Origin of the sequence: Xanthomonas albilineans, from assembly GCF_002939705.1 — a bacterium.
GTDB lineage: Bacteria > Pseudomonadota > Gammaproteobacteria > Xanthomonadales > Xanthomonadaceae > Xanthomonas_A > Xanthomonas_A albilineans.
Map to the genome: position 1 here is coordinate 28,836 of NZ_MDCB01000003.1, position 25,123 is coordinate 53,958.

At 61.6% G+C, this 25,123-nt stretch carries 21 protein-coding genes and 1 pseudogene; 14 read left to right on the forward strand and 8 right to left on the reverse strand.

What is annotated here, in order from left to right; all coding sequences use genetic code 11:
- Window positions 1–6 precede the first annotated feature (6 nt).
- On the forward strand, window positions 7–2,064 hold the full coding sequence (locus tag XalbCFBP2523_RS03220) for a glycoside hydrolase family 99-like domain-containing protein (RefSeq protein WP_045766273.1): 2,058 nt from the start codon (window positions 7–9) through the stop codon (window positions 2,062–2,064).
- Between the two features lies 1 nt (window position 2,065).
- Here the strand turns inward: XalbCFBP2523_RS03220 and XalbCFBP2523_RS03225 are convergent, their stop codons facing one another.
- Window positions 2,066–2,695 carry a CoA transferase subunit B gene (locus tag XalbCFBP2523_RS03225; RefSeq protein WP_045766274.1) on the reverse strand — a complete coding sequence of 210 codons (630 nt, stop codon included), beginning with the start codon at window positions 2,693–2,695 and terminating at the stop codon, window positions 2,066–2,068.
- A gap of 1 nt (window position 2,696) precedes the next feature.
- On the reverse strand, window positions 2,697–3,434 hold the full coding sequence (locus tag XalbCFBP2523_RS03230) for a CoA transferase subunit A (RefSeq protein ID WP_045757021.1): 738 nt from the start codon (window positions 3,432–3,434) through the stop codon (window positions 2,697–2,699).
- 132 nt (window positions 3,435–3,566) lie between these two features.
- On the opposite strand from XalbCFBP2523_RS03230, the gene XalbCFBP2523_RS03235 reads away from it, so the two are divergent.
- Together XalbCFBP2523_RS03235 and XalbCFBP2523_RS03240 are read left to right on the forward strand one after the other, a co-directional pair.
- The gene (locus XalbCFBP2523_RS03235; protein WP_045766275.1) at window positions 3,567–4,913 is read left to right on the forward strand and encodes a phosphohexomutase domain-containing protein; all 1,347 of its coding nucleotides are present in this window, start codon (window positions 3,567–3,569) and stop codon (window positions 4,911–4,913) included.
- A gap of 55 nt (window positions 4,914–4,968) precedes the next feature.
- Window positions 4,969–6,372, forward strand: coding sequence for a mannose-1-phosphate guanylyltransferase/mannose-6-phosphate isomerase (locus XalbCFBP2523_RS03240; RefSeq protein ID WP_045766276.1), 1,404 nt, complete (start codon window positions 4,969–4,971; stop codon window positions 6,370–6,372).
- A gap of 74 nt (window positions 6,373–6,446) precedes the next feature.
- Here the strand turns inward: XalbCFBP2523_RS03240 and rfbD are convergent, their stop codons facing one another.
- From rfbD to rfbB, 4 genes are all read right to left on the reverse strand, one after another.
- Window positions 6,447–7,361, reverse strand: a complete 915-nt coding sequence (gene rfbD / locus XalbCFBP2523_RS03245; protein WP_045766277.1) for a dTDP-4-dehydrorhamnose reductase — start codon at window positions 7,359–7,361, stop codon at window positions 6,447–6,449.
- Window positions 7,358–7,915, reverse strand: a complete 558-nt coding sequence (gene rfbC, locus XalbCFBP2523_RS03250) for a dTDP-4-dehydrorhamnose 3,5-epimerase (protein ID WP_045766278.1) — start codon at window positions 7,913–7,915, stop codon at window positions 7,358–7,360. The genes rfbD and rfbC overlap by 4 nt, the downstream gene beginning before the upstream one ends.
- Window positions 7,912–8,799 (reverse strand): glucose-1-phosphate thymidylyltransferase RfbA, encoded by an 888-nt coding sequence (gene rfbA / locus XalbCFBP2523_RS03255; protein ID WP_045758415.1) that lies wholly within the window; start codon window positions 8,797–8,799, stop codon window positions 7,912–7,914. The genes rfbC and rfbA overlap by 4 nt, the downstream gene beginning before the upstream one ends.
- A gap of 61 nt (window positions 8,800–8,860) precedes the next feature.
- Window positions 8,861–9,916, reverse strand: a complete 1,056-nt coding sequence (gene rfbB / locus XalbCFBP2523_RS03260) for a dTDP-glucose 4,6-dehydratase (RefSeq protein WP_045766279.1) — start codon at window positions 9,914–9,916, stop codon at window positions 8,861–8,863.
- A 236-nt stretch (window positions 9,917–10,152) separates the two neighbouring features.
- On the opposite strand from rfbB, the gene XalbCFBP2523_RS03265 reads away from it, so the two are divergent.
- From XalbCFBP2523_RS03265 to XalbCFBP2523_RS03315, 11 genes are all read left to right on the forward strand, one after another.
- On the forward strand, window positions 10,153–10,899 hold the full coding sequence (locus XalbCFBP2523_RS03265; protein ID WP_012917168.1) for an electron transfer flavoprotein subunit beta/FixA family protein: 747 nt from the start codon (window positions 10,153–10,155) through the stop codon (window positions 10,897–10,899).
- The gene (locus XalbCFBP2523_RS03270; protein ID WP_045764724.1) at window positions 10,899–11,840 is read left to right on the forward strand and encodes an electron transfer flavoprotein subunit alpha/FixB family protein; all 942 of its coding nucleotides are present in this window, start codon (window positions 10,899–10,901) and stop codon (window positions 11,838–11,840) included. Before XalbCFBP2523_RS03265 ends, XalbCFBP2523_RS03270 begins: the two co-directional genes overlap by 1 nt.
- Window positions 11,841–11,859: 19 nt before the next feature.
- A complete protein-coding gene (locus XalbCFBP2523_RS03275; RefSeq protein WP_045766280.1) occupies window positions 11,860–12,837 on the forward strand; it encodes a lysylphosphatidylglycerol synthase transmembrane domain-containing protein in 978 nt (325 codons plus the stop codon).
- 109 nt (window positions 12,838–12,946) lie between these two features.
- Window positions 12,947–14,335, forward strand: a complete 1,389-nt coding sequence (locus tag XalbCFBP2523_RS03280; RefSeq protein ID WP_045766281.1) for a UbiA family prenyltransferase — start codon at window positions 12,947–12,949, stop codon at window positions 14,333–14,335.
- Entirely contained in the window at window positions 14,335–15,642 is a 1,308-nt protein-coding gene (locus XalbCFBP2523_RS03285) for an FAD-binding oxidoreductase (RefSeq protein WP_045766282.1), read from the forward strand. The genes XalbCFBP2523_RS03280 and XalbCFBP2523_RS03285 overlap by 1 nt, the downstream gene beginning before the upstream one ends.
- A gap of 2 nt (window positions 15,643–15,644) precedes the next feature.
- Complete coding sequence (locus tag XalbCFBP2523_RS03290; protein ID WP_045766283.1) at window positions 15,645–16,373, forward strand: SDR family oxidoreductase; 729 nt, start codon at window positions 15,645–15,647, stop codon at window positions 16,371–16,373.
- Between the two features lies 1 nt (window position 16,374).
- On the forward strand, window positions 16,375–17,319 hold the full coding sequence (locus XalbCFBP2523_RS03295; protein WP_045766284.1) for an NAD-dependent epimerase/dehydratase family protein: 945 nt from the start codon (window positions 16,375–16,377) through the stop codon (window positions 17,317–17,319).
- A gap of 24 nt (window positions 17,320–17,343) precedes the next feature.
- Window positions 17,344–18,642: an NAD(P)/FAD-dependent oxidoreductase gene (locus tag XalbCFBP2523_RS03300; RefSeq protein ID WP_045764730.1), complete on the forward strand. Its 1,299-nt coding sequence runs from the start codon at window positions 17,344–17,346 to the stop codon at window positions 18,640–18,642.
- Window positions 18,639–19,043: a GtrA family protein gene (locus tag XalbCFBP2523_RS03305; protein WP_045764731.1), complete on the forward strand. Its 405-nt coding sequence runs from the start codon at window positions 18,639–18,641 to the stop codon at window positions 19,041–19,043. Before XalbCFBP2523_RS03300 ends, XalbCFBP2523_RS03305 begins: the two co-directional genes overlap by 4 nt.
- A 48-nt stretch (window positions 19,044–19,091) precedes the next feature.
- On the forward strand, window positions 19,092–21,053 hold the full coding sequence (locus tag XalbCFBP2523_RS03310) for a hypothetical protein (RefSeq protein WP_230599146.1): 1,962 nt from the start codon (window positions 19,092–19,094) through the stop codon (window positions 21,051–21,053).
- A 234-nt stretch (window positions 21,054–21,287) separates the two neighbouring features.
- Window positions 21,288–22,385, forward strand: coding sequence for an acyltransferase family protein (locus XalbCFBP2523_RS03315; RefSeq protein ID WP_045766819.1), 1,098 nt, complete (start codon window positions 21,288–21,290; stop codon window positions 22,383–22,385).
- Between the two features lie 107 nt (window positions 22,386–22,492).
- Here the strand turns inward: XalbCFBP2523_RS03315 and XalbCFBP2523_RS03320 are convergent.
- Together XalbCFBP2523_RS03320 and XalbCFBP2523_RS03325 are read right to left on the reverse strand one after the other, a co-directional pair.
- Window positions 22,493–22,609, reverse strand: a pseudogene (locus tag XalbCFBP2523_RS03320) (IS3 family transposase); the annotation flags it as partial.
- 9 nt (window positions 22,610–22,618) lie between these two features.
- Window positions 22,619–25,114, reverse strand: coding sequence for a glycosyltransferase family 4 protein (locus tag XalbCFBP2523_RS03325; RefSeq protein ID WP_230599149.1), 2,496 nt, complete (start codon window positions 25,112–25,114; stop codon window positions 22,619–22,621).
- Window positions 25,115–25,123 lie beyond the last annotated feature (9 nt).

Genomic DNA, 25,123 nt, shown 5'->3' on the forward strand with positions numbered 1-25,123 from the left:
CCGCCAATGAGGACCTTTCCCCAGCCGGTCCGCGCGGCACTGTATGCGGCGCTGCGCACGGCGTTCCGACTGCTGCCGCTGCATGAAAGTATCCGTGATCGCTGGCGCAGCGCCTTTCTGCGCCGTTATGCCGATTGGGCGCCACCGCCACCACGCGGACGCCTGGGCTGGGGCGGCGTGCGCCGCCCCAGGGTCAGCAGCGACCAGCCCGCCATCGGTTACGTGCCGTACCAGCAACAGACATTGCCGACAGTGCCACCGGCCACCCTGGTGGCGTTCTATCTGCCGCAGTTCCACCCGTTCGCAGAGAACGAGCAGTGGTGGGGAAAAGGCTTCACCGAATGGCGCAATGTCACCCGCGCCTTACCACAATTCGAGGGACATGCTCAGCCGCGACTGCCGGCCGATCTGGGTTTCTATGACCTGCGCCATGTCAGCGTGATGCGCGAACAGGCACGCCTGGCGGCCGAATATGGCGTCGGCGCGTTCTGCTTCTACTTCTATTGGTTCGCCGGAAAAACGCTGATGGAACAGCCGCTGCGGCAGTGGCTCGACGACGCACACATCACGCTTCCGTTCTGCCTGTGCTGGGCCAACGAAAACTGGAGCCGGCGCTGGGACGGACGCGACCACGACGTGCTCATCGCCCAGCAACACAGCGCCGAAGACGATCTAGCTTTCATCGCACATATTGCGCCCTACCTGCGCGACCGCCGCTATCTACGCGTTGACGGCAAACCCATGCTGCTGGTGTATCGCCCGCATCTGATGCCCGATCCCGCGGCGACGGCCGCACGTTGGCGCCAGTGGTGCCAGGCGCACGATGTGGGCGAAATTCATCTGGCCTACGTGCAGGGATTCGAACGCACCGACCCAACTGAAATGGGTTTCGATGCGGCAGTGGAATTCCCACCCAACCTGAGCGGGGCAGCCTCGATATCGGCACGGCAAACACTGATCAATCCGCACTATTGCGGCTCTGTGCTGGACTGGCGCACGCTCGCCAACGCCGCCGCCGTACGCCCGTTGCCGCCATACCGGCTGTACCCGGGGGTCAATCCGGGTTGGGACAACGAACCACGTCGCTCCGGTCGTGGCCAGGTGTTGCTGCATGCATCGCCACGCGGCTACGGCGACTGGCTGCGCCGCACCATCCACGAACGCCTGGCCGATGTCGCGCCACCGCACCGCATCGTATTCATCAACGCGTGGAACGAATGGGCGGAGGGCGCGGTGCTGGAACCGGACCAACGGCTTGGGCACGCATGGCTGGAGCAAACCCGCAATGCGTTGTTGCGGCCCTCCCCCAACCCCACACCGCGCATCGCCGTCGTGGTGCACGTATGGTACATCGAAGCGCTAGCGGCCATCGCCGCCGCGCTTGCACGCTGGCCGCAACCACCACGGATCATCGTCACCACAGACGCGGCACATGCCGATGCCAGCGCATCGGTCATGGCATCCCATGGCCTTGCCTCCGAACTGCGGGTGCATCCCAACCGTGGGCGCGACGTGTTGCCATTCCTGCACGAGGCCGACCGCCTGTGCAACGAGGGCGTGGACCTCGTGCTGAAACTGCACACCAAGCGATCACTGCATCGCCACGATGGCGAGCGCTGGGCGGCGGAACTGCTGGCGAGTCTGTCGCCCCCTGACGACGGGCCGGAAACCTGCATCCACAAGTTCCTGGAACAGCCCGACCTCGGCCTGCTCGCCCCGCGCGGGCACCTGCTTCCACTGGAAACCTATCTCGGCAGCAATGCCGACGAATTGGATTTCCTGGCCGCGCGCCTTGGCATCGCCACCCGCGGCGAAGATTTGCGATTTCCCGCAGGCACGATGTTCTGGGCACGCCTGCAGGCGCTGCGCCCGGTGCTGGACGCGCATCTGTCACCCGATGATTTCCAGCCCGAGCAAGCACAAACCGACGGGACACTTGCGCATGCACTGGAGCGCGCGTTTGGCGCCGTGGTGCGGCATGCGGGCTATCGTCTGGCGGAGGCCGACACGGGCGGCAGGAGCGCCTCCGCCTCCGCCTATCCCTACGCACAACCTAGCCGTTAATTCAGCGCCGGAACGGCACCCCAGTCTTGGCAACCAACTCGGATTCGTCCACACCCTCGGCGATCTCCACCAACACCAATCCATCCGCCGTCACATCGAACACTGCCAGGTCGGTGATGATGCGGTCGACCACACCGACGCCTGTCAGCGGCAGGTCGCAGGCAGGCAAGATCTTATGGCTGCCATCCTTGGCCACGTGTTCCATCAACACCACCACGCGCTTGACCCCGGCCACCAAGTCCATCGCCCCGCCCATGCCCTTGACCATCTTGCCCGGCACCATCCAGTTGGCTAGATCGCCATGCGCGCTGACCTGCATCGCACCGAGGATCGCCAGGTCGATATGGCCGCCACGAATCATCGCGAAGGAATCGTGGCTGCCGAAATAACTGGCGCCGGCGCGTGCCGTGACCGTTTGCTTGCCCGCATTGATCAGGTCCGCATCCACTTCGTCCTCGCTCGGGAACGGGCCGATGCCGAGTAAACCGTTCTCCGATTGCAACCACACGTCCATGTCCTCGGGGATATGGTTGGCGACCAGCGTCGGCAGGCCGATCCCCAGGTTCACGTAGGCACCGTCGGTGAGTTCGCGGGCGGCACGCTGCGCCATGTCGTCGCGGGTCCAGGCCATGTCATGCCTCCTTCTGGCGCAGGGTGCGCTGTTCGATGCGTTTTTCCGGATACGGGTTGTGCACGATGCGATCCACATAGATGCCCGGCAGATGCACCTGATCGGGATCGATGCTGCCGGTCTCCACCACCTGCTCTACCTCGACGATGCAGACCTTGCCCGCCATGGCACAGGCCGGATTGAAGTTGCGCGCGGTCTTGCGGAACACCAGGTTACCGGCGGCATCGGCCTTCCACGCCTTGACCAAGGCCACGTCGGCACGCAGCGCGGTTTCCAGCACGTAGTGCTTGCCGTCGAATTCGCGCGTCTCCTTGCCTTCGGCAACCACGGTGCCGAAGCCGGTGGCGGTGAAGAACGCGGGGATGCCGGCACCACCAGCACGTAGGCGCTCGGCCAGGGTTCCTTGGGGATTGAATTCCAACTCCAGCTCGCCCGCCAGGTATTGGCGTTCGAATTCCTTGTTCTCGCCGACATAGGACGAGATCATCTTGCGGATCTGCCGGGTGGCCAGCAGTTGGCCAAGGCCGAAACCGTCGACACCCGCGTTATTGGAGATCACCGTGAGTCCACACACGCCGCTATCACGCAATGCGGCAATCAATGCCTCGGGGATACCGCACAGACCGAACCCGCCGACCGCCAAGGTTTGACCATCCGCCACCACATCGGCCAGCGCCGTGGCCGCATCGGGGAACCGCTTGCCGCGCTGCCCGGTTGCCCCGGGAGAGATGTCGCCCATTCGCCAGCTCCGCATTGCACTGTAGGTGGGTAGTTTAGAGCGTGTGCTGCACGTTGGAGTGAGAGCCGCAACGAGCGATTAAGCGCGGAAACGTTACAATCTCCTTTCTATATTACCCAGGACCTTCTTCACATGTCGCTTCCCGCATTCAAGGCCTACGACATCCGCGGTCGCGTACCCGACGAACTGAACGAGGATCTGGCGCGCCGCATCGGCGTGGCGTTGGCAGGGCAGTTGCAGAGCGGGCCTGTGGTAGTGGGACACGATGTGCGCCTAGCGAGCCCGTCGCTGCAGGCGGCACTGTCAGCGGGCTTGCGCGCCAGCGGCCGCGAGGTGATCGACATCGGCCTGTGCGGCACCGAGGAAGTGTATTTCCAAACCGACCACCTGCAGGCCGCTGGCGGCGTGATGGTCACCGCCAGCCACAACCCGATGGACTACAACGGCATGAAGCTGGTCCGCGAGCACGCGCGTCCGATCAGTTCCGACACCGGCCTGTTCGCCATCCGCGACACCGTGGCCGCCGATACCGCACCCGCCGGCACACCGATTGCCACCGAACACCACCGCCCGGACAAGTCCGCCTACATCGCGCACCTGCTCAGCTACGTCGACAACGCCACGCTCAAACCGTTGAAGCTGGTGGTCAACGCCGGCAACGGCGGCGCCGGCGCCATCGTCGATCTGCTGGCACCACACCTGCCATTCGAGTTCGTCCGCGTGTTTCACGAGCCGGACGGCCATTTCCCCAATGGCATTCCCAACCCACTGCTGTCGGAAAACCGCGCAGCCACCGCCAACGCGGTCAAGCAGCACGGCGCGGACTTCGGCATCGCCTGGGATGGCGATTTCGACCGTTGCTTCTTCTTCGACGCCAACGGCCGCTTCATCGAGGGCTACTACCTGGTGGGCTTGCTGGCGCAGGCGATTCTGGCCAAGCAGCCCGGCGGCAAGATCGTGCACGATCCGCGCCTGACCTGGAACACGATCGAAATGGTCGAGGACGCTGGCGGCATCCCAGTGCTGTGCAAAAGCGGGCACGCCTTCATCAAAGAGAAAATGCGCAGCGAGAATGCGGTGTATGGCGGCGAGATGAGCGCACACCATTATTTCCGCGAGTTCGCCTACGCCGACTCGGGCATGATCCCCTGGTTGCTGATCGCCGAATTGGTGTCGCAATCGGGGCGTTCACTGGCCGACTTGGTCGAGGCGCGGATGCAGAAGTTCCCATGCAGCGGCGAGATCAACTTCAAAGTCGCCGACGCGAAAGCGGCCGTGGCGCGGGTGATGCAGCACTATGCGGCGCAGTCGCCCGCGCTGGACTACACCGACGGCGTCAGCGCCGAATTCGCGCAATGGCGTTTCAACCTGCGCAGCTCCAATACAGAACCGCTGCTGCGGCTAAACGTGGAAACGCGCGGCGATGCGGCCCTACTGGAACAACGCACGCGAGAAATTTCCGATCTATTGAACGCCTGATCGTGAATTCTTCTTCGCCCGAATCCTTCAACGCCCACATGGAATTTCTCTGTTCATGAGCGATATTCTCCCCATCATCCTGTCCGGTGGTTCCGGCACGCGCCTGTGGCCGCTGTCGCGCGAGACCTATCCCAAGCAGTTCCTACCCTTGGTCGGGGACAACAGCATGCTGCAATCGACCTGGCTGCGCGCCGCACCGATCGCCGAGTGCCCGCCCATCGTGGTCGCCAACGAAGAACATCGCTTCATCGTCGCCGAGCAGTTGCAACAACTCGGTGTCAAGCCGGGAGCGATCCTGCTCGAACCCAAGGGCCGCAACACCGCGCCCGCCATTGCGGCGGCGGCACTGGAGGCAATGCGCGATGGCGACGATCCACTCCTGCTGGTGTTGCCATCCGACCACGTCATCCTGGACGAAACCGCGTTCCAGAGGGCCGTAAAAAACGCTACCGCCGCGGCAGCAGCCGGTAAGTTAGTTACGTTCGGAATCCAGCCGACTGCACCGGAAACCGGCTACGGCTACATCAAGGCCGCTGCCGGCAATGGCGCCCGTGCGGTGGAACGTTTCGTCGAAAAACCCGACCTGGCCACCGCACAGGGTTATCTGGCCTCGGGCCAGTACTATTGGAACAGCGGCATGTTCCTGTTCCGCGCCTCCCGCTATCTGGAAGAACTGCGCCGCTTCCAACCGGCCATCGCCGATGCCTGCGGCATGGCATGGCAAGCAGCCAAGCGCGACACCGACTTCACCCGTCTAGACAAGGATGCCTTTGCCGCCAGCCCGTCCGACTCTATCGACTACGCGGTGATGGAGAAGACCGCCGACGCGGTGGTGGTGCCCCTGGACGCCCAATGGAGCGATGTCGGCTCCTGGTCGGCACTGCTGGAGGTGTCGCGGCGCGACGCCAACGGCAACGCGCACCACGGCGACGTGATCGAGATCGATTGCCGCAACACCTACGCCTACGGCTCGCGCCTGATCGCGATGGTGGGACTGCAGGACGTGGTGGTGGTCGAGACCGACGACGCGGTGCTGGTCGGGCACCGCGAACGCATCCAGGAGGTCAAGGACATCGTGGCCAGAATCAAGGCCAGCGGGCGCTCGGAGGCAACTTGGCACCGCAAGGTGTATCGGCCATGGGGCGCCTACGATTCGATCGACAACGGCCAGCGCTTCCAGGTCAAGCGCATCACGGTCAAGCCCGGTGCGACGCTGAGCCTGCAGATGCATCACCACCGCGCAGAGCATTGGATCGTGGTCAGCGGGACCGCCGAGGTCACTCGCGGCGAAGAGGTACTGCTGCTCACCGAAAATCAGAGCACCTACATCCCGTTGGGCGTGACCCATCGATTGAAGAACCCGGGCAAGTTGCCGCTGGAATTGATCGAAGTGCAATCCGGCAGCTATCTGGGCGAAGACGACATCGTGCGTTTCGAAGACACCTACGGGCGCACCTGAATCCGGTGCACGCTGTAACGCAAAGAGCCGGACAACGCCCGGCTCTTTGGTTTTCCACTCGCGCATGCGGCGTGCTAGGCGGCGGAAGCCCGTGCGACGAGTTCGCCGATCACTTGGCGCAGACCGTCGCGCCACTGCGGCAGCTCCAGCGAAAAATCGCACTGCAGCTTGGACACATCTAGGCGCGAATAGGCAGGACGTTTGGCAGGTGTCGGATACTCCGTGGTGGCGATCGGCAGCACACGCGGCGTGCGCGGCAGTAAGCCCGCCGCCACCGCGTCGGCAAAGATCGCCTCGGCGAAACCGTGCCAGGTGGTCTCGCCCGCTGCGGTCAGGTGCCAGGTGCCCGATGGCAGCGTCGCACGCTGCGCCAACGCGTGCGCGGTGACCTGCGCAATCAGCGCGGCCGGTGTCGGCGTGCCGACCTGGTCGGCCACCACGCGCAATTCGTCGCGTTCGGCGCCCACACGTAGCATGGTGCGCAGGAAGTTGTGTCCATGCGCGGCGTACACCCAGGCAGTGCGGAAGATCAGGTGATGGGCGCCAGAGGCACGGATCGCCTCCTCGCCCGCGAGCTTGGTCGCGCCATACACGCCCAGCGGCGCGGTCGGCGCATCCTCGGGATAGGGCCGCGTGCCCTGGCCGTCGAATACATAGTCGGTGGAGTAATGCACCAGCGGCACGCCATGTGCCGCGCACCAGTCCGCGATGATCCCAGGCGATTGCGCATTGGCCCGATGCGCCGCGTCCGCGTCCTGCTCGGCGCGATCCACCGCGGTGTAGGCCGCCGCGTTGACCACCACCGCCGGCTGCAACCGATCCAGTAATCCGCCAAGATCCTGCGGCCGATCGAAATCGGTGCGCTCGCAGGCGCGACCATCGGGCAATCGACCGCTACGGGTGGTCGCCAACACGGGTCCCTGCGCCGCCAGCGCGCGCAGCAGTTCCTGCCCGACCTGGCCGTTGGCGCCGAATACAAGCACCGTCATGGACGATAGACTGGCAGGCGCTCGACAGGGATATCAGCCAAGCACGGCGCAACGGCATCCTTCTGCGACAACACCGTCGCGTTGATCGGCCAGTCCACCGCGATGGCGGGGTCGTCCCAGCGCACCACCGCATCGGCTTCCTTGACATACACATCGGTACACAGATAGCTGAACACCGCTCGCTCGGAAAGCACGGCGAAACCATGGGCAAAACCTTCCGGGATCCAGAACTGCTTCCGGTTCTCCCCGCTCAAGATGGCCGCAACCCACCGTCCGAAGTAGGGCGAACCGCGGCGTATGTCCACGGCGACGTCATAGACCTCTCCCTCCAAAACGCTGACCAACTTACCTTGTGGTCGCGGCCACTGGTAATGCAAACCGCGTAACACCCCCTTGGCGGAGGTGGAGACATTGCTCTGTACGAAGTGGGTGGGGAGTCCATGTTGACCGAAACGTTCAGCATTCCACGCCTCGAAAAAATAGCCACGCGCATCGCCAAACACCGCCGGCTCGATCGCCAGGCAACCAGGCAGACTGGTTTCAATCACTTTCACGGAACAGTTCCTCGTGCAGCCAGTGCATGCAGGTATTTGCCGTAGTTGTTCTTCCGCAGGGGAGCGGCAAGTTTCTCCAGCTGCGCCGCATCGATCCAGCCCTGCCCGAACGCGATCTCTTCCGGGCAGCACACTTGCAGACCTTGCCGCGCCTGGATGGTCTCGATGAAGTTGGACGCTTCGTGCAGCGACTGATGGGTACCTGTATCCAGCCAGGCGTAGCCACGCCCCAGGGCTTCCAGATGCAGTTCGCCGGCGTCAAGGTAACGGCGATTGAGATCGGTGATCTCCAGTTCGCCACGCGGCGACGGCTTCAGTTCCGCCGCATGATCGCTGGCTTGGCCATCGTAGAAGTACAGGCCGGTGACCGCGTAATTGGAACGCGGCTTGAGTGGTTTCTCCTCCAGATCGATCACCTTGCCGGATGCATCGAACGCGGCGACGCCATAGCGCTCTGGATCGTTGACCCAGTAACCGAAGACGGTGGCGCCATGCTGCCGCGCGTCGGCGCGACGCAAGGTCTCGGTGAGACCATGGCCATGAAAGATATTGTCACCCAGCACCAGACAACTCGGCTTTCCGGCAATGAAGTCGCGCCCGATCAGATACGCTTGCGCCAATCCATCCGGACTCGGCTGCACCGCGTAGGCGATGTTCATTCCCCACTGCGCACCATCGCCGAGCAGGGCTTGGAACAGGGCCTGCTCGTGCGGCGTGTTGATGATCAACACCTCGCGAATCCCGGCCAGCATCAGCACACTGAGCGGGTAATAGATCATCGGCTTGTCGTAAACAGGCAGCAGCTGCTTGCTCACGCCCTTGGTGATCGGATACAGCCGCGTGCCGGAGCCGCCTGCGAGAATCATGCCCTTGCGTTGCGTCATGAGGTCTTTCCTTTGAATGCCCGCACCGCCCAGGCGGCACGGAGGTTGCGAGGGACGCGCGTTATGCCGCGGTCCCGATCCGTTCCAGGCGATAGCTGCCGTCGAGTACGCCCTGTACCCAATCTTGATGGTTCAAGTACCAGTTCACGGTGATCGCAATGCCTTGCTCGAAGCTGTACGTCGGCTCCCAGCCCAGTTCGTTTTTTAATTTGGACGCATCGATCGCGTAGCGTCGGTCGTGACCGGGCCGGTCGGCGACGTGGGTGATCTGACTGGCGCGGGATTTGCCGTCCTCGCGCGGACGCCGCGCGTCCAGCAGCGCGCAGATCGCCTGCACAACCTCGATATTCTGCTTCTCGGCGTTGCCGCCGACGTTGTAGGTCTCGCCGACCCTGCCCTTGACCAGCACGGTGCGGATCGCTTCGCAGTGGTCACCGACAAACAACCAGTCACGCACCTGCTTGCCATCGCCGTAGACCGGCAGCGGTTCGCCCGCCAGCGCCTTGGCGATCACCAACGGAATGAGTTTTTCCGGGAAGTGATACGGGCCGTAATTGTTGGAGCAGTTGGTGGTCAGCACCGGCAGGCCATAGGTATGGTGGAACGCACGCACCAGGTGATCGGAAGCGGCCTTGGACGCGGAATACGGCGAGTTCGGCGCATACGGCGTGGTTTCGGTGAACTTGCCGGTCTCGCCGAGCGTGCCATAGACCTCGTCAGTGGACACATGCAAGAACCGGAACGCGTCGCGGCCGCCATCCGGCAGCGTCTTCCAATGATCGCGCACCGACTCCAGCAGGCCGAGCGTGCCGACCACATTGGTCTGGATGAACGCGCCAGGGCCGTCGATCGAACGGTCCACATGGCTTTCGGCAGCGAAATTGACCACCGCATCAGGCTGATGTTCGGTCAGCAGACGGCTCACCAGCTCGCGGTCGCCGATATCCCCGTGCACGAACACATGGTCGGAATTGCCCTCCAGCGACACCAGCGTGTTCAGGTTCCCGGCATAGGTCAGCGCGTCCAGGTTGATCACGCGCACGCCGCGCGCCACTGCCTCGAGCACGAAATTGCCGCCGATGAAACCAGCACCGCCGGTCACGAGCCAAGTCGCCAATTCCTCTCTCCTGTATCGTGGACAGGCACCAGCTAGATGGCTGGAGCGTAACCTGCAATCATAACGCCCTCGCGATGAGACCACGCACCTCGCTGCGTGGCGATCAGTCGACAGCCCCCGAAGCGATTGACCATACGCGATCGCACGGTCTACCGCGCCCGGTTAGAATCCACCGACTGCCCCGCGCCAGCCGCCGCGGCCGGGCCTTCCCGCACTGCTGAAGGATCTCGTACACGATGAAAATCCTCGTCGCCTACAAGCGCGTGGTGGACTACAACGTCCGCATCCAGGTCAAGCCGGACGGCTCTGGCGTGGTCACCGAGGGCGTCAAGCTCTCCGCCAATCCGTTCGACGAAATCGCCCTGGAAGAAGCGCTGCGCCTGCGCGACGCCGGGATCGCCAGCGAGGTGGTGGTCGCCACCATCGCGCCGGCCGACGCCGCTGCGCATCTGCGCAACGGGCTGGCGATGGGCGCCAACCGCGCCATCCACGTGGTGACCGACGCGGCGATCCAGCCACTGACCGCCGCGCGCACACTGCTCAAGCTGGTCGAGCAGGAGCAGCCGGACCTGGTGATCCTCGGCAAGCAGGCGATCGACGACGATGCCAACCAGACCGGGCAGATGCTGGCCACGCTGTGGGGCCGGCCGCAGGCCACCTTCGCCAGCAAGTTGGTGGTGGCCGATGGCAAGGCCACGGTCACCCGCGAGGTCGATGCCGGCCTGGAAACCATGGAAGTGGATCTGCCCGCCGTCATCACCACCGATCTGCGCCTGAACGAACCACGCTTCATCAAACTGCCGGACATCATGAAGGCCAAGAGCAAGCCGCTGCAAACCCTAGCCTTCACCGACCTGGGCGTGCAGGCCAACGACAGCCTCGCCATCACCCATTACGCCCCGCCGGCCAAGCGCAGCCGCGGCGTGATGGTCAAGAACGCCGCCGAACTGGTGGCCGCACTCAAGCAAAAAGGGGTGCTGTAATGGCCAACGTTCTCATCATCGCCGAGCATCTGAACGGGCAGCTCAACGCAGCGACCGCCAAAACCGTCAGTGCCGCGCAAGCGCTGTCGCCCACTGCCATCGACATCGTGGTCCTCGCCGCCGATCCGACCACGGTGGCCGCCAAGGCCGCGCAGATCGCCGGCGTCGCCCGTGTGCTCACCGTCGCCAACCCGGCCAACGCACACGCCATCGCCCAGGTACTGGGCCCGCAAATCGCCGCCCTGGCGACCGGCTACACCCATGTGTTCGGCCCCTCCACCACCTTCGGCAAGGATCTGATGCCGGTGGTGGCCGCGCTGCTCGGGGTCAACCAAATCTCCGACCTGATGGCGGTGGACGGCGAGTACGCGTTCAAGCGCCCGATCTACGCCGGCAACGCCATCATCAGCGTACAGGCGCCGGCAGACCAGATGGTGGTCGCTACCGTGCGCAGCGCCTCCTGGCCGGAAGCGGCGCAGGGCGGCAATGCCGTGATCGAAGCGATCAGCGTCGACGCGGCGCTGCCGACCCATACCCGCTTCACCGGCCTGGCCGCGGGCAGCTCTGACCGTCCCGACCTGCAAAGCGCCAAACGCGTGGTCTCCGGCGGCCGTGGCGTCGGCTCGGCGGAAAACTTTCAGATCGTCTACCAGCTCGCCGACAAGCTCGGCGCGGCGGTCGGCGCCTCGCGCGCGGCGGTCGACGCCGGCTACGTGCCGAACGAACTGCAGGTCGGCCAGACCGGCAAGATCATCGCCCCGGACCTGTATGTGGCGATCGGCATCTCCGGGGCCATCCAGCATCTGACCGGGATCAAGGACGCCGGCACCATCGTCGCGATCAACAAAGACCCTGAATCGCCGATCTTCGAGATCGCGGATATCGGCCTGGTCGGCGACCTGTTCACAGTGTTGCCAGAGCTGGAAAAGGCGCTGGGCTGAGCGGCGGCGGAGACTCCCGATGATGCCGCACGGCGCCGACGGCGTGCCCGCTCCGCGCCACCGTGCAGATCACCTGGCGTTGTTCGTCGTGCTGCTGTGCGGCGGCTACTTGGCCGCCCTGTGGTGGATCGATCGCGGCAACGGCACATTCGCCCGCCTCGGCGCGATCTGGCCGTTGCTGGCGCTGGCGGTGTTGCCGGTCTCAGCCAGCTACCTGTTCCGCTTCTGGCGCTGGCGCTGGCTGCTGCAGCGACAGGGCCATGCGGTGCCGTTCGGCCTGGGATGGGCCGCCTATCTCGCCGGCTTCGCACTGACCGCCACGCCCGGCAAGGCCGGCGAATTGCTGCGCATCCGCTACTTCGCGCGCATGGGCGTGCCGGCGGGGCGCACGCTGGCGGTGTTCGTGTTCGAGCGCGCGTCCGATCTGCTGGTGATCCTGGCGCTGTCGCTGCTGGCCGCACCCGTGTTTCCCACCCTGGGCACGCTCGTCGCGGTGGTCCTGGGCTTCGTCGCCCTGCTGTTCGGCGCCGCAGCCTGGCCGGTCCTGCTGGCCTGGCTGGACAGCCTGGGCCGGCGCCTGCCCGGCCGCTGGCTGCGGCGGGTGGCGCAGTTCGCCGTGTTCGCTGCCACCGAACTGCGCGCCTGCCTGGGAACCGATCAATGCGTGCGCAGCCTGATCGCCGGCACCGCCGCCTGGGGCTTGACCTCGGCCGTGTTCGTGGGGCTGTGCAATGGCCTGGGCCTGCAACTGGAGCCGATCGTCGCGTTCGGCATCTACCCCTTAGCGATGTTGATTGGCGCACTGTCGTTCGTTCCGGGCGGGGTTGGCACCACAGAACTGGCCATCGTCCTGATGCTAAACCGGCTCGGTGTTGCGCCCCCCGACGCGATCGCGGTCGCCGTAGCCGCCCGTCTGGTGACGCTCTGGTACGCCGTCGGGGTCGGCGCGCTGGCGTTGTGCATCACCGAGTTCCTGCAACGTCCCCCAACCCGCTGAGCAGTGCTAGGTATAATCGCGGCCCAGCTTCGGATCGCCAGGCCGCAGAATGTCCCTCACCCCCAGTTTTCCTGCCGACCGCCTGGCCATTCCAGCGCGCGCGCTCTGTGTGGATCTGGACGGCACACTGCTGAACTCGGACATTCTCTACGAGTCCCTGCTCGCCCTGCTGGCGCGCAATCCGCTGTACCTGTTCTTGTTGCCACTGTGGCTGCTGCGCGGCAAAGCCGCGTTGAAGCGGGAACTCGCCAAGCGGGTATCGCTTCCAGCAGAGACGCTGCCCTACAACGCGCATGTGCTGGAACTGCTGCGCAAAACGCCACAGCGTCCACGCGTGCTGTGCACCGCCTCCGACCAGTTGCTGGTCGCGCCGATCGCCGCACACCTGGGCCTGTTCGAAGAGGTCATCGCCAGCGACGGCCAGCGCAACCTGTCCGGCCGCAACAAGGCGAACGTCTTGGTGGAGCGCTTCGGCGCCGGCAACTTCGACTATGCCGGCAATGACCGCGTGGACCTGCACGTCTGGGACAAGGCCGGCGGCGCCTGGGTGGTCAACAACGGCAACGGGTTGCGCGCGGCCGCCGCACAACGCACCACCGTCTACGCGCACTGGCCGGCGTCGCCGCGCGCCCGCGCCTGGCTCAAGGCGCTGCGCCTGCACCAGTGGCTGAAGAACCTTCTGGTGTTCGTGCCGCTGCTGACCGCGCATCGTTTCATGGAGGGCGAATCGGTCCTACAGTCGGCGATCGCCATGGTCGCGTTCGGGCTGTGCGCCTCCGGCGTCTACGTGCTCAACGACCTGCTCGACCTCACGCCCGACCGCCAGCATCCGCGCAAGCGCAAGCGGCCGTTCGCCGCCGGCCGGCTACCGCTGCTGCAGGGCCTGTTCGCTGCGCCCGCACTGACCCTGGCCGGACTGGCACTGTCGCTCGTTTGCACGCCCCAATTCACCCTGGTCTTGCTGGCCTACTACGTGATGACCCTGGCCTACTCGCTGCGACTCAAGCGCATCGTGATGATCGACGTGGTGCTGCTGGCGGCGCTGTACACCGTGCGCATCATCGGCGGCGCGGTGGCAATCGACTTGGAACTGTCGTTCTGGCTGCTGGCCTTCTCGATGTTCATCTTTTTGTCGCTGGCGCTGCTCAAGCGCTACACCGAGCTGCACGCGATGCTCAGCAGCGGCAAGACCAAGGCCAGCGGCCGCGCCTATTCGGTGGAAGACCTGGTGTTACTGCAATCCATGGGCGCCGCGGCCGGCTACATCGCGGTGCTGGTGATGGCGCTGTACATCAACAGCCCGGAAAGCGTGCACCTGTATCGCAATCCGAAGCTGCTGTGGCTGATCTGCCCGGTGCTGCTGTATTGGGTCAGCCGCGTGTGGGTGGTGGCGCATCGCGGCGACATGCACGACGATCCGATTGTCTTCGCTGCCACCGACCGCGTCAGCCAGGTGGTCGTGGCCCTGTGCGTGGTGTTCGCGCTGAGCGCCATCTGATGGCCGATGCCGGGCAGTCCTGGGGACGCTATCCGCAAGCGGCGCAGACGCTGCTACCGATCATCGACCGGGCCGCCGCACTGCCTGCCTTCGACGGCAACGCATTGCCACGCGGCAATGGCCGCAGCTACGGCGACAGCTGCCTCAATCCAGACGGTACCTTGCTCTGCGCGCGTGGCCTGGACCGCTTCATCAGCTTCGATCCGCAATCGGGCCGGCTACGCTGCGAGGCAGGCGTCACCCTCGCCGACATCATCGAGCTGGCCTTGCCGCAGGGCTGGTTCCTGCCGGTGACACCTGGCACCCGTTACGTCACCGTAGCCGGCGCCATCGCCAACGACGTGCACGGCAAGAACCATCACCGCACCGGCACCTTCGGCCATCACGTCCTCGCCTTCGAACTGCTACGCAGTGACGGCAGCCGCCGTCTGTGCACCGCGCACGACGATGCCGAAGGCTGGTTCGCCGCGACGGTGGGCGGACTCGGCCTGACCGGGCTGATCACCTGGGCGGAGATCCAGTTGCGCCGCGTCGCCGGTCCCGTCTTGGAGACGGAAAACATCCGCTTCGGCTCGCTCGACGAGTTCTTCGCCCTGTCTGTCGCATCGGCCGACAGCCACGAATACAGCGTCGCGTGGATCGACTGCCTGGCCAACGGACGCGCACGCGGACGCGGTCATTTCACCCGTGCCGATCACTGCACCGGCCTGCCCGAAGAACGCCCGACCTCGCCCGGCAAAAGCCTGGCCATGCCGCTGACCCCACCATTTTCGCTGGTCAACCGCCTATCGCTGCGACCGTTCAATGCGCTTTACTACTGGCGCCAGCCGGCGCCGCGCAAACGCCGCCTCAGCCATGTGCTGCCGTTCTTCTATCCACTGGATGGCATCGTCCACTGGAACCGCATGTACGGCCCGCGCGGCTTTCTGCAATACCAATGCGTGTTGCCGCCGGCCACGGCACGCGACGGCGTGGACGCATTGCTGGCGGAAATCGCACGCAGCGGCAGCGGCTCCTTCCTCGCCGTGCTGAAGGAATTCGGCGACATCGCATCACGCGGCATGCTGTCTTTTCCACGTCCGGGCACCACACTCGCCCTGGATTTCCCCAACAACGGTGCCGAGGTGCTGCGCCTGCTGGAACGCCTGGACCGCATCGTCGACGAAGCCGGCGGCGCTGTGTACCCTGCCAAGGATGCGCGCATGAACGCCGCCTCGTTCCAGCGCGCCTACGGCCGCTGGCAAGCATTCAGCCACTATCTCGACCCACGTTTTTCATCCGGCTTCTGGCGCCGGGTCACGGAGTGAACATGCAACGCGTCCTCATCATCGGTGCGACCTCCGCCATCGCCGAAGCCACCGCCCGGCACTATGCTGCACGCGGTGCAGCGATCCATCTGCTCGGCCGTCAGATCGCGCGCGTAGAGACAATCGCAGCGGATCTTTCGGTGCGCGGCGCCAAAGCCAGTTGCGGCGTGCTCGACGTCAACGATATCGCCGGTCACGCTGCGGCATTGGACACCGCTTGGGCTGCACTTGGCGGCGTCGACGTGGTGTTGATCGCCCATGGCACGCTTCCCGACCAGGCCGCGTGCGACGCCTCCGTCGCCCTGTCGATGCGCGAGTTCGCCACCAACGGCACCTCGACCATTGCCCTGTGCGCCGCGCTGGTGCCGCGCCTGCACGCCGGTGCGACGCTGGCAGTGATTTCGTCAGTCGCCGGCGATCGCGGCCGCGCCAGCAACTATCTGTACGGCAGTGCCAAAGCTGCGGTCAGCGCCTATCTGAGCGGCCTGGGCCAGCGTCTGCGTGGACAGGGGATCAACGTGCTGACGATCAAGCCAGGGTTCGTCGATACGCCAATGACCGCCGCCTTCAAGAAGGGCGCGCTGTGGGCAAAACCCGACCAGATCGCCAAGGGCATCCTGCGCGCAGTCGATGGTCGCCGCGCGATCGCCTACCTGCCCGGTTTCTGGTGGGCCATCATGTTCGTCATCAAATCCATTCCAGAATTCGTTTTCCGCAGGGTCAAACTCTGACATGACCGACAAACACGCCAAGATCGTCATCACCGGCGCCGCGGGACTGGTCGGGCAGAACCTGATCGTCGAACTCGAACAGCAGGGCTACACCCAGCTGGTGGCGATCGACAAACACGCGCACAACCTGCAGATCCTGCGCAAGCTGCATCCGGCCGTGCGCTTGGTGCAGGCGGACCTGGCCGAGCCCGGCGATTGGGCGCGCGAATTCGCGGATGCGGCCTGCGTCGCTCAGCTGCACGCGCAGATCACCGGCAAGACCACCGACCTGTTCACTCGCAACAACCTAACCGCGACTGCGCACGTGCTCGACGCTTGCCACGCGGCAAACGTGCCGTACCTGGTGCACATCAGTTCCTCGGTGGTGAACTCGGTGGCCAAGGACGACTACACCGAGACCAAGCGCGCCCAGGAAGCCATGGTGGTCGCCAGCCGCCTGCGCCACTGCGTGCTGCGTCCGACCCTGATGTTCGGCTGGTTCGATCCCAAACACCTGGGTTGGCTATCGCGCTTCATGGCCAAGACACCGGTGTTTCCGATTCCCGGCGATGGCAAGTTCATGCGTCAACCGCTGTACGAGCGCGATTTCTGCCGTTGCATCGCCAAATGTATCGAGCGCGAACCCGATGGCGCGATCTACGACATCGTCGGAGACACCCGCGTCGACTACGTCGACATCATCAAGACGATCAAGCGGGTCAAGAAGCTGCATACCCTGATCGTTCATATCCCGATAGGCTTCTTCGCCTTCCTGCTACGGGTGTATTCGCTCTTCAGTTCCAAGCCGCCGTTCACCGCCGACCAGCTGAAGGCGCTCAGCGCCGGCGACGACTTCAAGGGCGTGGATACCGAAGCGGTGTTCGGCGTGCGGCAGACGCCGTTCGAGGACGCGATCCGCGAAAGCTATACCGACCCGCGCTACAGCCACATCGTGCTCAAGCGCTGAACCGTCACAACGAGATTTAGAACTATGAGCACATTCGCGATCGTCGGCAGCGGCCCCATGGGCCTGATGGCTGCTATGGAACTGCTGAAGAAGGGCCACCAAGTCGACGTGTACGAACGCGACGACCGCATCGGCGGCATGTCTGCGGACTTCGATTTCGACGGCCTGCGCATCGAGCGCTATTACCACTTCATCTGCAAGACCGATTTCCCGCTGTTCAAGCTGCTCGAGGACCTGAAGCTGTCCGACCGCCTGCACTGGACGGACACCAAGATGGGGTACTACTACCAAGGCAAACTGCACAAGTGGGGAACCCCGTTCGCTCTGCTCGGCTTCCCGCACCTGGGGCTGCTCGACAAGATCCGCTACGCCCTGCACGTCATGCACACCAAGGGCATCAGCGACTGGACCGCGCTGGACAAGGAGAACGCGCGCGACTGGATCACCCGCTGGATCGGGCCAAAGGCCTACAAGGTGATGTGGGAGAAGGCCTTCGCGCTGAAGTTCTTCGAGTACCAGAACGCCCTGTCCGCCTCCTGGATCGGCACCCGCATCAAGCGCGTGGCGCTGTCGCGGCGCAATCTGTTCAACGAGAGCATGGGGTATCTGGAAGGCGGCTCGGCCGTGCTGCTGGAGCGCATGGCGGCGGAAGTGACGTGTCTCGGCGGCCGCATCCTGCTGTCGCGACCAATCGAAGAGGTCGCGTCGGCGGACAGCAAGGTCACCGGCATCCGTACCAGCGACGGCCATCACGCCTACGACGGCGTGGTGTCGACGGCGCCGATCCAGTACGTGCCCGGCATGGTGCCTGGTCTGCCCAAGACCTTCGCCGACCAGGTCGGCGCGATCGAGAACATTCCGGTCGCCTGCGTGATCCTGAAGCTGTCCAGGCCGATCAGCGAAAACTTCTGGATGAACATCAGCGACGACCGGATCTCCATCCCCGGCCTGATCGAGTACAGCAACCTCAACCCCGGCAAGGGCCCCGGCGAGCACATCGTGTACGCGCCCTACTACATGCCCAAGACCCATCCGAAGTGGCACTGGAGCAACCAGCAACTGATCGATGAAGTGATCAGCTACCTGCCAATGATCAATCCAGACTTCAAGCCGGAATGGATCCGCGCCACCCATTGCCATCGCTACGAGTATGCACAGACGATCTGCCCGCCTGGATTCCAGGACATGCTACCGCCGATGAAGACGCCGCTACGTGGCTTTTACATGGCGGATACGGCGTACTACTACCCGGAAGATCGCTCGATCAATGAGAGTATTTCGGTAGGATGCGAGATCGCTCGAACGGCGCTGTCGGAAATATGATCAGTCGGCAGTTCATCGGCTTTGTCGCCGTGGGAGGCATTGCTGCCGCGGCAAACTTTTCCTCGCGAATCCTTCTTAGCCATTGGCTTGCTTATGTCCCGGCTATCGCGCTGGCCTACCTCATTGGAATGACTATCGCATTCCTGCTGAACCGCAGCTTCGTGTTCAGAAAATCGGCGAACGCGTTGCATAAACAAGCTTTCTGGTTCGTGACAGTGAATATACTGGCCATATTTCAGACGATCGCAATAAGCTTGCTGCTGGCGCGCTGGCTTTTCCCATCGATCGGGTTCAATTTTTATCCCGAAACCATTGCACACGCTGCCGGCGTGATCACCCCCATTTTCACCAGCTTTATTGGGCACAAGCATCTGAGCTTCAAGATCGCCCCCCCGCAATGAACGCGCCTCGTTGAATTCACCTTCACGGATATCACAGATACGATGCTCATGAAATATACAAAAGCCCTTCTTTTCCCCAAAGGGCCATCCACTTGCAGCTTAACAAAGCTAGATTTTTCGACGATCTTCTTTACTGCATTCGCGGTAATCCTATGCTCCCAGCTCATTGGAGCATTTCACTTCATTTTCGGCCCCGCAGTTCTTGAATCCGGCGACTTCGCGGCGAATGCGCTGCAGATTTCCAATGCAGGGAAAATGAAGGAATTGCTGGGAAACTACTCGCGCTGGCATTTCCATCATCCTGGCCCGGCATTCTTCTATGTATATGCACTCGGCGAGCTGGTCTTTTTCAAGGTCTTGCACGTAGTAGACAGTCCGCATCAAGCCCATGTCCTATCAGGAATAACCCTCCAGAGTTTTTTTGTCGCGCTCTCAGCCTGCCTCTGTGCGCTTACATGCGATTCCAAGAAGGCTGCAAGCAGCTTTGTACTCGCCGTCATTCTCGTGTTGGGCCTGACAAGCTTTGGAAGTCTCTCTAGCATTTGGCCACCTCACGTTCTGTTCGGGCCATTTCTTTTGCTAGTCATTGCTGCAGCCGCTGCCTCAAGGGGAGAAAACTCGGGCTTGGTTGCGTTGACCCTTGCATCTGGATTCTGTATCCACGGACACGTAGCGCAAGCTGCCCTGGTCGTTCCCGTGGCCACTTATGGTGCAATCGGTTGGATCCTCAGCATGGGCGGTAATTGGCGACCGCACGTCCGGACGCTGATCTGTCTACTTGCGATAGGTTTTGTTTTTGCGCTCCCCATCCTGATCGATGCAACTTTTGTACGGCCATCTAATATCCAGGAGGTTCTTACCTACCTTCACGCAAACCAAGATCCGCGCCCATCCTTTCATGCGGCCCTGCGCTATATCCTGGGTTTCTGGTTGTTTGATCCGTATCCAGAAGCAACGGCAGACCACGGCACCACATTAGCAAGTGCGTGGCTCGCGGCTATCTTTCTATGCCTGTCCACTTTAGCCGTCTTCTTTACGCTATTGGGCCAGCGGGCTTCCGGATACAGAAATATCTTCCTCGCCGCATTGTTCGCATTGGTCATGTCCATATTCTGGGCTACGCGCATTACGGGCCCTCTCTACGAATTCAATTCGTTTTATGTCTACGCTCTAGTTACTATTTCCTTCTTCCTCATCATGGAAGGACTCGTAGCGCTGCTGCAAAAGTACGCAAAACCGATCACCTCTCCGGTCTTTTTGCTGGCTGGCATATTCATCATCTTGAGTTACCGGCCTCACCCGGCATTCTCGAGCGGTGAAACATATGCACTTCCTTCTCCGATCATGCCTTCCGCACGTGGTAAATCCGTTCTGATTTCTGTGACAACAGAGTCATGGCCCATGACGACTGCGCTGACTCTTGAACTGGACCGTGAGGGAGCATCCGTACACGTGAACAAAGACTGGGAGTTTATGTTTGGAAAGCAACACTCCATTGATGCCTTGTCACTCAGCACCATTTCCAATCCCATATTCATCAATCCACGCTCGGGTGCAAATCCTCCCAAGCAATCGCCGCTCGGCCTAGATGCATTCTGCATACCAGCAATGGCACAGAGGAAGTATGCGGGAGATCATTCCATAGGCGAGGCCCTTAGGGACTGTTCCCTCGCTTCGTTTTCAACCACCGAACCAAACGGTGATTTCGTTTTTTCTTTGGGACGTGGAGCCGCCTTGCAGTTCAAGGCGAATCGAGGCGATCGCATGACGTTACAACTCTCTCCCTTCCTTGGAGGAAACATCAAGGAACAACATGTTGAAGTTCTGCTCTCTGGGAAGCAGATCTACTCCGCTACGCTGAAAAGCCCTGCTTCCATGAAAGCCAAACTCGATTGCGACTTGTGCACCCTCGAAATCAGAACGCCTAATGCGTTCAGCCCTGTTTCTGCAGGGATAGGCGGGGATGGGCGAGAACTTGGCTTTGCCCTGCAGCGACTTACAATAGAATGATATGCTCAGGATTCTGTAGACAGGGAGTGAACTCCGTGAACCTTAAATGTCAACGCCGATTTGAATCTGACCTACTTTTCTTTGAACCCTGGGCGTATCAGTGTTCGAATACATCGAACGGCGTCACAACTCACGAATGCGATGAAGGGCTGCCAGACAGGATCTAAAGTTTTCCACCCTTTCACAACCGCTCGTGTTTTCTGGGCAGAACCCCACGTACCGACCGAGATTCTGATGAGCCAACAAAAAGAACGCGTTCACTCTCTCGATGTTCTTCGCGGCTTGGCCGCACTATCCGTCGTTTTTTGGCACTGGCAGCATTTCTTCTATTCGTCTGGAAAGCTCGGCACCTTCCTTATTCAGCAGCAGCCATTTTTCAATCAATTCGAACTTCTCTATACACATGGCTCTCTAGCCGTAGAGTTATTCTTCTCGATCTCTGGCTTCGTATTCTTCTGGCTTTACTCTGACGCTATTTCAGAAAAGAAAATCAAAGCATCGAAGTTTGCGATGGACCGATTCAGTAGACTCTACCCGCTGCATATTGCAACATTTGCATTTATCGCGATAGCGCAGACTTTCTACTTTCAATGGCACGGAAGTTATTTTGTCTATCAGGAAAACGACCTGCGCCATGCGATCCTGAATATTCTACTGATCCCGGCCTGGGGGTTCGAGAAGGGATGGTCGTTCAACGCACCTATCTGGTCCGTGTCAGTGGAAGTCATGCTGTACGCCCTGTTCTTCATCTCGATGAAAACTGGCAGGTCACGGTATGCCCTGATTGGCGCGCTGGCACTGGCCGGATTCTTCATCACCCCCGACAACTACAAGATCGGGCATGGCCTCTATTCTTTTTTCCTTGGCGGTGCGTCCTACTCAATCAACCGAAAGATCTTTTCAGCATTCGGCGAACGGGTTGCCCTAGTCGTGTCTGCTGTAGTAGCCGCTGCATCTTGGGTGGCGATTGCCTATTCAAAAGAATTGAACATGACGCTGCTTATGGGTCTCGCTTATCCATCATCGATGGCTTTTCTGTTCAACCTGGAGAAATGGATTAAGCCCATAGCATCTCAGCTATCAATAATTGGAGAAATCAGCTACTCGTCATACTTACTTCACTTCCCTTTGCAGCTTATATTTGCAATGGTAGTTGAGAAGTTTGGAATCGACAGGCACTGGTTCTACAGCCAACGAATGTTTGTCGTATTCATGCTGGTACTGATCCCGCTTTGCCTAATAAGTCATAGGTACTTCGAAGCTCCTGCACAAAAAGCAATACGGGATGCGTTCAGAAATAAGCAGCAGGCGAAAGCATGGGCACCTGATTAGGGAGGGTCTGAACAAATCAGCCTGATCTGCCACAATGGATCGAGGAGTTGAGCGGAGGATTTCGATGCAGCTGACCTTTAGCTGTTAACGCCGAAGAAGCTTTCTCAGCCAGCATTATCGCCGCAGTAGCCCACCGCACTCATTGAGCAGACCAGCTGGTTGTACTTCAGATAATTCTAGTAGTCACGACTCCGAAACTGACTGCCACAATCAGAGTGCAGGATCGACGCCCCCTAGTACAGCAACCACTCCATCAATCCGCGTGACGATTCGCGCCAAGTCAAGGTCCGGATATTCGCCGGCACCTTCCATCCGCTCGCTACACCACATTCGATCTCACTTGCCAGCGCATCTGCATCACCTACAGGGAAGTAGCTTGCCTCCTCGCCCGCGATCTCCTTGAAAACCGCGAGATCGCTGAGCAAGAGTGGCTTGCCGCGACTGCCGGCCTCCACCAGGGGCAGACCGAACCCTTCCGCAACCGATGCCTGGACCAAGACGTCCGCTCTATCCATCAGGTGGTGAAGGTCGGTATCCGACATTCCCTGCAACCAGAAAAGTCGCGTACCCAATTGCGGATGCGCCTGGAGCTTCATCACAAGCTCTTCGACGTTCCATCCATGTTTACCGACGATGGCCAATGCGACATCAGCGCCACGTGCCCACACTTTTTCAAAGGCTGCCAGAATGGTCGCGTAGTCCTTGCGCGGCTCGACTGTGCCAATTGCCAAGACTAGCGGCCTAGCCCCTAGTCCTTCCAGCAGCGACGCAATCGCCGCTGAAGCCTGGCCGACGATCTGGCCAGACTCCAGATCGCTCCCCAGGTGCATCGCGCGCGTCCAGGGTCTTGCGACCGGATGCTCAGGCTGCTCATCCAGGAAACGCTCAAGATCCTGCCGCGTCGCCTCGGAAATGCAGACAAACCCATCCGCGATGGCCGCGGCATGCTCAAGCCATCTGCGGAACGCTGGCGGCATGCCGGGATCGCAGGTATGCGGCACTAGCAATGGGATAAGATCATAGACCATCCAGACCACCTCGCCGCCTGCGGCGGCCACCTGGGCGTGCAGGACATCAAATCGTTCGGGACTCCACCACGATGAGTCGAGCATCAGCAGCAGGTCATTCGGCTTCACCGTGACTCGCACGCCCGCGTTAGCGGTCTCAATGGACATACCTAGGCAGTTGGCGGCGTAATCACTGGCATATAAGATGCCGTGCTCGGTCCAACAGACAGGCTGGACTTCCACCCCCACATCGTCAGCTAGCGCATGCAGGCCTGCACAATAATTGCGGACAACACGCTGAATGCCGCTACGTGCGTCCAGTCGCACCACTTCACTAACATCAACCAAGATGCGACGTCGACCGCGCGCGGCAGCCGCAGCCAACCCCTGTTCCAGATGGCCAACTGCATCGGGGGCATCAATCAGCAGACCCGACCAGGCATCGATGTCCTCCTGAGTCACCCGCACACGATCGAAATCACCGGCTTGGCCAAACAGGGGCTGCACCGCCTTAGCGTCGCCTGCCAGAGTTCGCATCGCCGCGAGTGCGGCTTCAGCGCATGACTTCCAATTGTAAGTCCAAGCATGCGCCTTGACACCGGAAACCAGCACCTCACGAAAGGCCACATCTTCCAAGGCGGCCTCAAGAAGCGATGCAGCCGCGTCGATGTCATGCGGTTTGAACAAACAACGCGGATCGTGCACGACTTCAGGCAGACTGCCGGTGTCGGCGCTTAAAACAGGCGCGCCAAATGCCATTGCCTCAAGCACAGGAAGACCAAAGCCCTCATAAAAAGAGGGGAAATAGAACACTCGACAAGCACGGTACAACGTGGCCAACTCGACATCGTCGACACGGCCAAGCACGCGCACCCGCGAAGCGATATGCGAGAAAGACCCTGCGAGTGCCTCTTTGACATCTGTGCCGACTTGGGTGAGCACAAGCAGATACTTCTTCTGGAGGCTACGCGGCAGTCGTGCAAAAGCCTCCAGCGCACCTACGGTGTTCTTGCGCCAGTCACCATTGCCAACCATTAGCACGAAGGGCGCGTCGATGCCGCGCCGCGCAAGGATTGCCTCATCCACAGGCGAGTCAGCCTGCGCAATGGCCAACATTTCCGGATCAAGTCCGGCATTGATCACATGAATTTTTTCCGGAGAAATACCAAGCTGTTCGATCAGGTCAACTCGCGTCGCTTGGGATATCGCCAGGAAACAATCGAATTTACTGAAACTCTCACATTTGCGCGGATACCACTCAGCCAAGAACGGATCCGGCACCAGGTAGCGCTCTGGATACAGTAGCGGTATCACATCGTATGCAATGACGGCCGTCTTCGGCCGCGGATCCGCTGCCCAGTCGATTGCGGTTGTATAGCTGCCACGTGTTTCAAAGTAACTCGTATGCAGAAATGCATCCAGCCCTAAGGATTCAAAGAATCGGCCACGGATGCGGGCAGCGCTTTGCATGCGTAGCGTGTCATGATCGACGAAAGCGCTTGTAGGGTAGTGCATTACTGTCGTTGCCGTACGCACACCCTGATGGCGCAGGCGCGACCGTGCCTGGCGCAGGCGTATAGGGTCCACACCATCCAGCGCCAGCAGGATCTCGTCGTGCTGGCGCTGACGCACCATCTCAGCAACCAAGTTGTCAGCATACCTGCCGATCCCGCGGTCGCGCGAATCGGTCAGGCACGCCTGCATGTCGATAGCAAGACGCACCGTATTCCC

Bases quoted from the DNA above. Each gene is read 5' to 3' on its own strand.
- XalbCFBP2523_RS03220 (WP_045766273.1), top strand. From the start codon at position 7: ATGAGGACCTTTCCCCAGCCGGTCCGCGCGGCACTGTATGCGGCGCTG.
- XalbCFBP2523_RS03225 (WP_045766274.1), bottom strand. From the start codon at position 2,695: ATGGCCTGGACCCGCGACGACATGGCGCAGCGTGCCGCCCGCGAACTC.
- XalbCFBP2523_RS03230 (WP_045757021.1), bottom strand. From the start codon at position 3,434: ATGGGCGACATCTCTCCCGGGGCAACCGGGCAGCGCGGCAAGCGGTTC.
- XalbCFBP2523_RS03235 (WP_045766275.1), top strand. From the start codon at position 3,567: ATGTCGCTTCCCGCATTCAAGGCCTACGACATCCGCGGTCGCGTACCC.
- XalbCFBP2523_RS03240 (WP_045766276.1), top strand. From the start codon at position 4,969: ATGAGCGATATTCTCCCCATCATCCTGTCCGGTGGTTCCGGCACGCGC.
- rfbD (WP_045766277.1), bottom strand. From the start codon at position 7,361: ATGACGGTGCTTGTATTCGGCGCCAACGGCCAGGTCGGGCAGGAACTG.
- rfbA (WP_045758415.1), bottom strand. From the start codon at position 8,799: ATGACGCAACGCAAGGGCATGATTCTCGCAGGCGGCTCCGGCACGCGG.
- XalbCFBP2523_RS03265 (WP_012917168.1), top strand. From the start codon at position 10,153: ATGAAAATCCTCGTCGCCTACAAGCGCGTGGTGGACTACAACGTCCGC.
- XalbCFBP2523_RS03270 (WP_045764724.1), top strand. From the start codon at position 10,899: ATGGCCAACGTTCTCATCATCGCCGAGCATCTGAACGGGCAGCTCAAC.
- XalbCFBP2523_RS03275 (WP_045766280.1), top strand. From the start codon at position 11,860: ATGATGCCGCACGGCGCCGACGGCGTGCCCGCTCCGCGCCACCGTGCA.
- XalbCFBP2523_RS03285 (WP_045766282.1), top strand. From the start codon at position 14,335: ATGGCCGATGCCGGGCAGTCCTGGGGACGCTATCCGCAAGCGGCGCAG.
- XalbCFBP2523_RS03290 (WP_045766283.1), top strand. From the start codon at position 15,645: ATGCAACGCGTCCTCATCATCGGTGCGACCTCCGCCATCGCCGAAGCC.
- XalbCFBP2523_RS03295 (WP_045766284.1), top strand. From the start codon at position 16,375: ATGACCGACAAACACGCCAAGATCGTCATCACCGGCGCCGCGGGACTG.
- XalbCFBP2523_RS03300 (WP_045764730.1), top strand. From the start codon at position 17,344: ATGAGCACATTCGCGATCGTCGGCAGCGGCCCCATGGGCCTGATGGCT.
- XalbCFBP2523_RS03305 (WP_045764731.1), top strand. From the start codon at position 18,639: ATGATCAGTCGGCAGTTCATCGGCTTTGTCGCCGTGGGAGGCATTGCT.
- XalbCFBP2523_RS03310 (WP_230599146.1), top strand. From the start codon at position 19,092: ATGAAATATACAAAAGCCCTTCTTTTCCCCAAAGGGCCATCCACTTGC.
- XalbCFBP2523_RS03315 (WP_045766819.1), top strand. From the start codon at position 21,288: ATGAGCCAACAAAAAGAACGCGTTCACTCTCTCGATGTTCTTCGCGGC.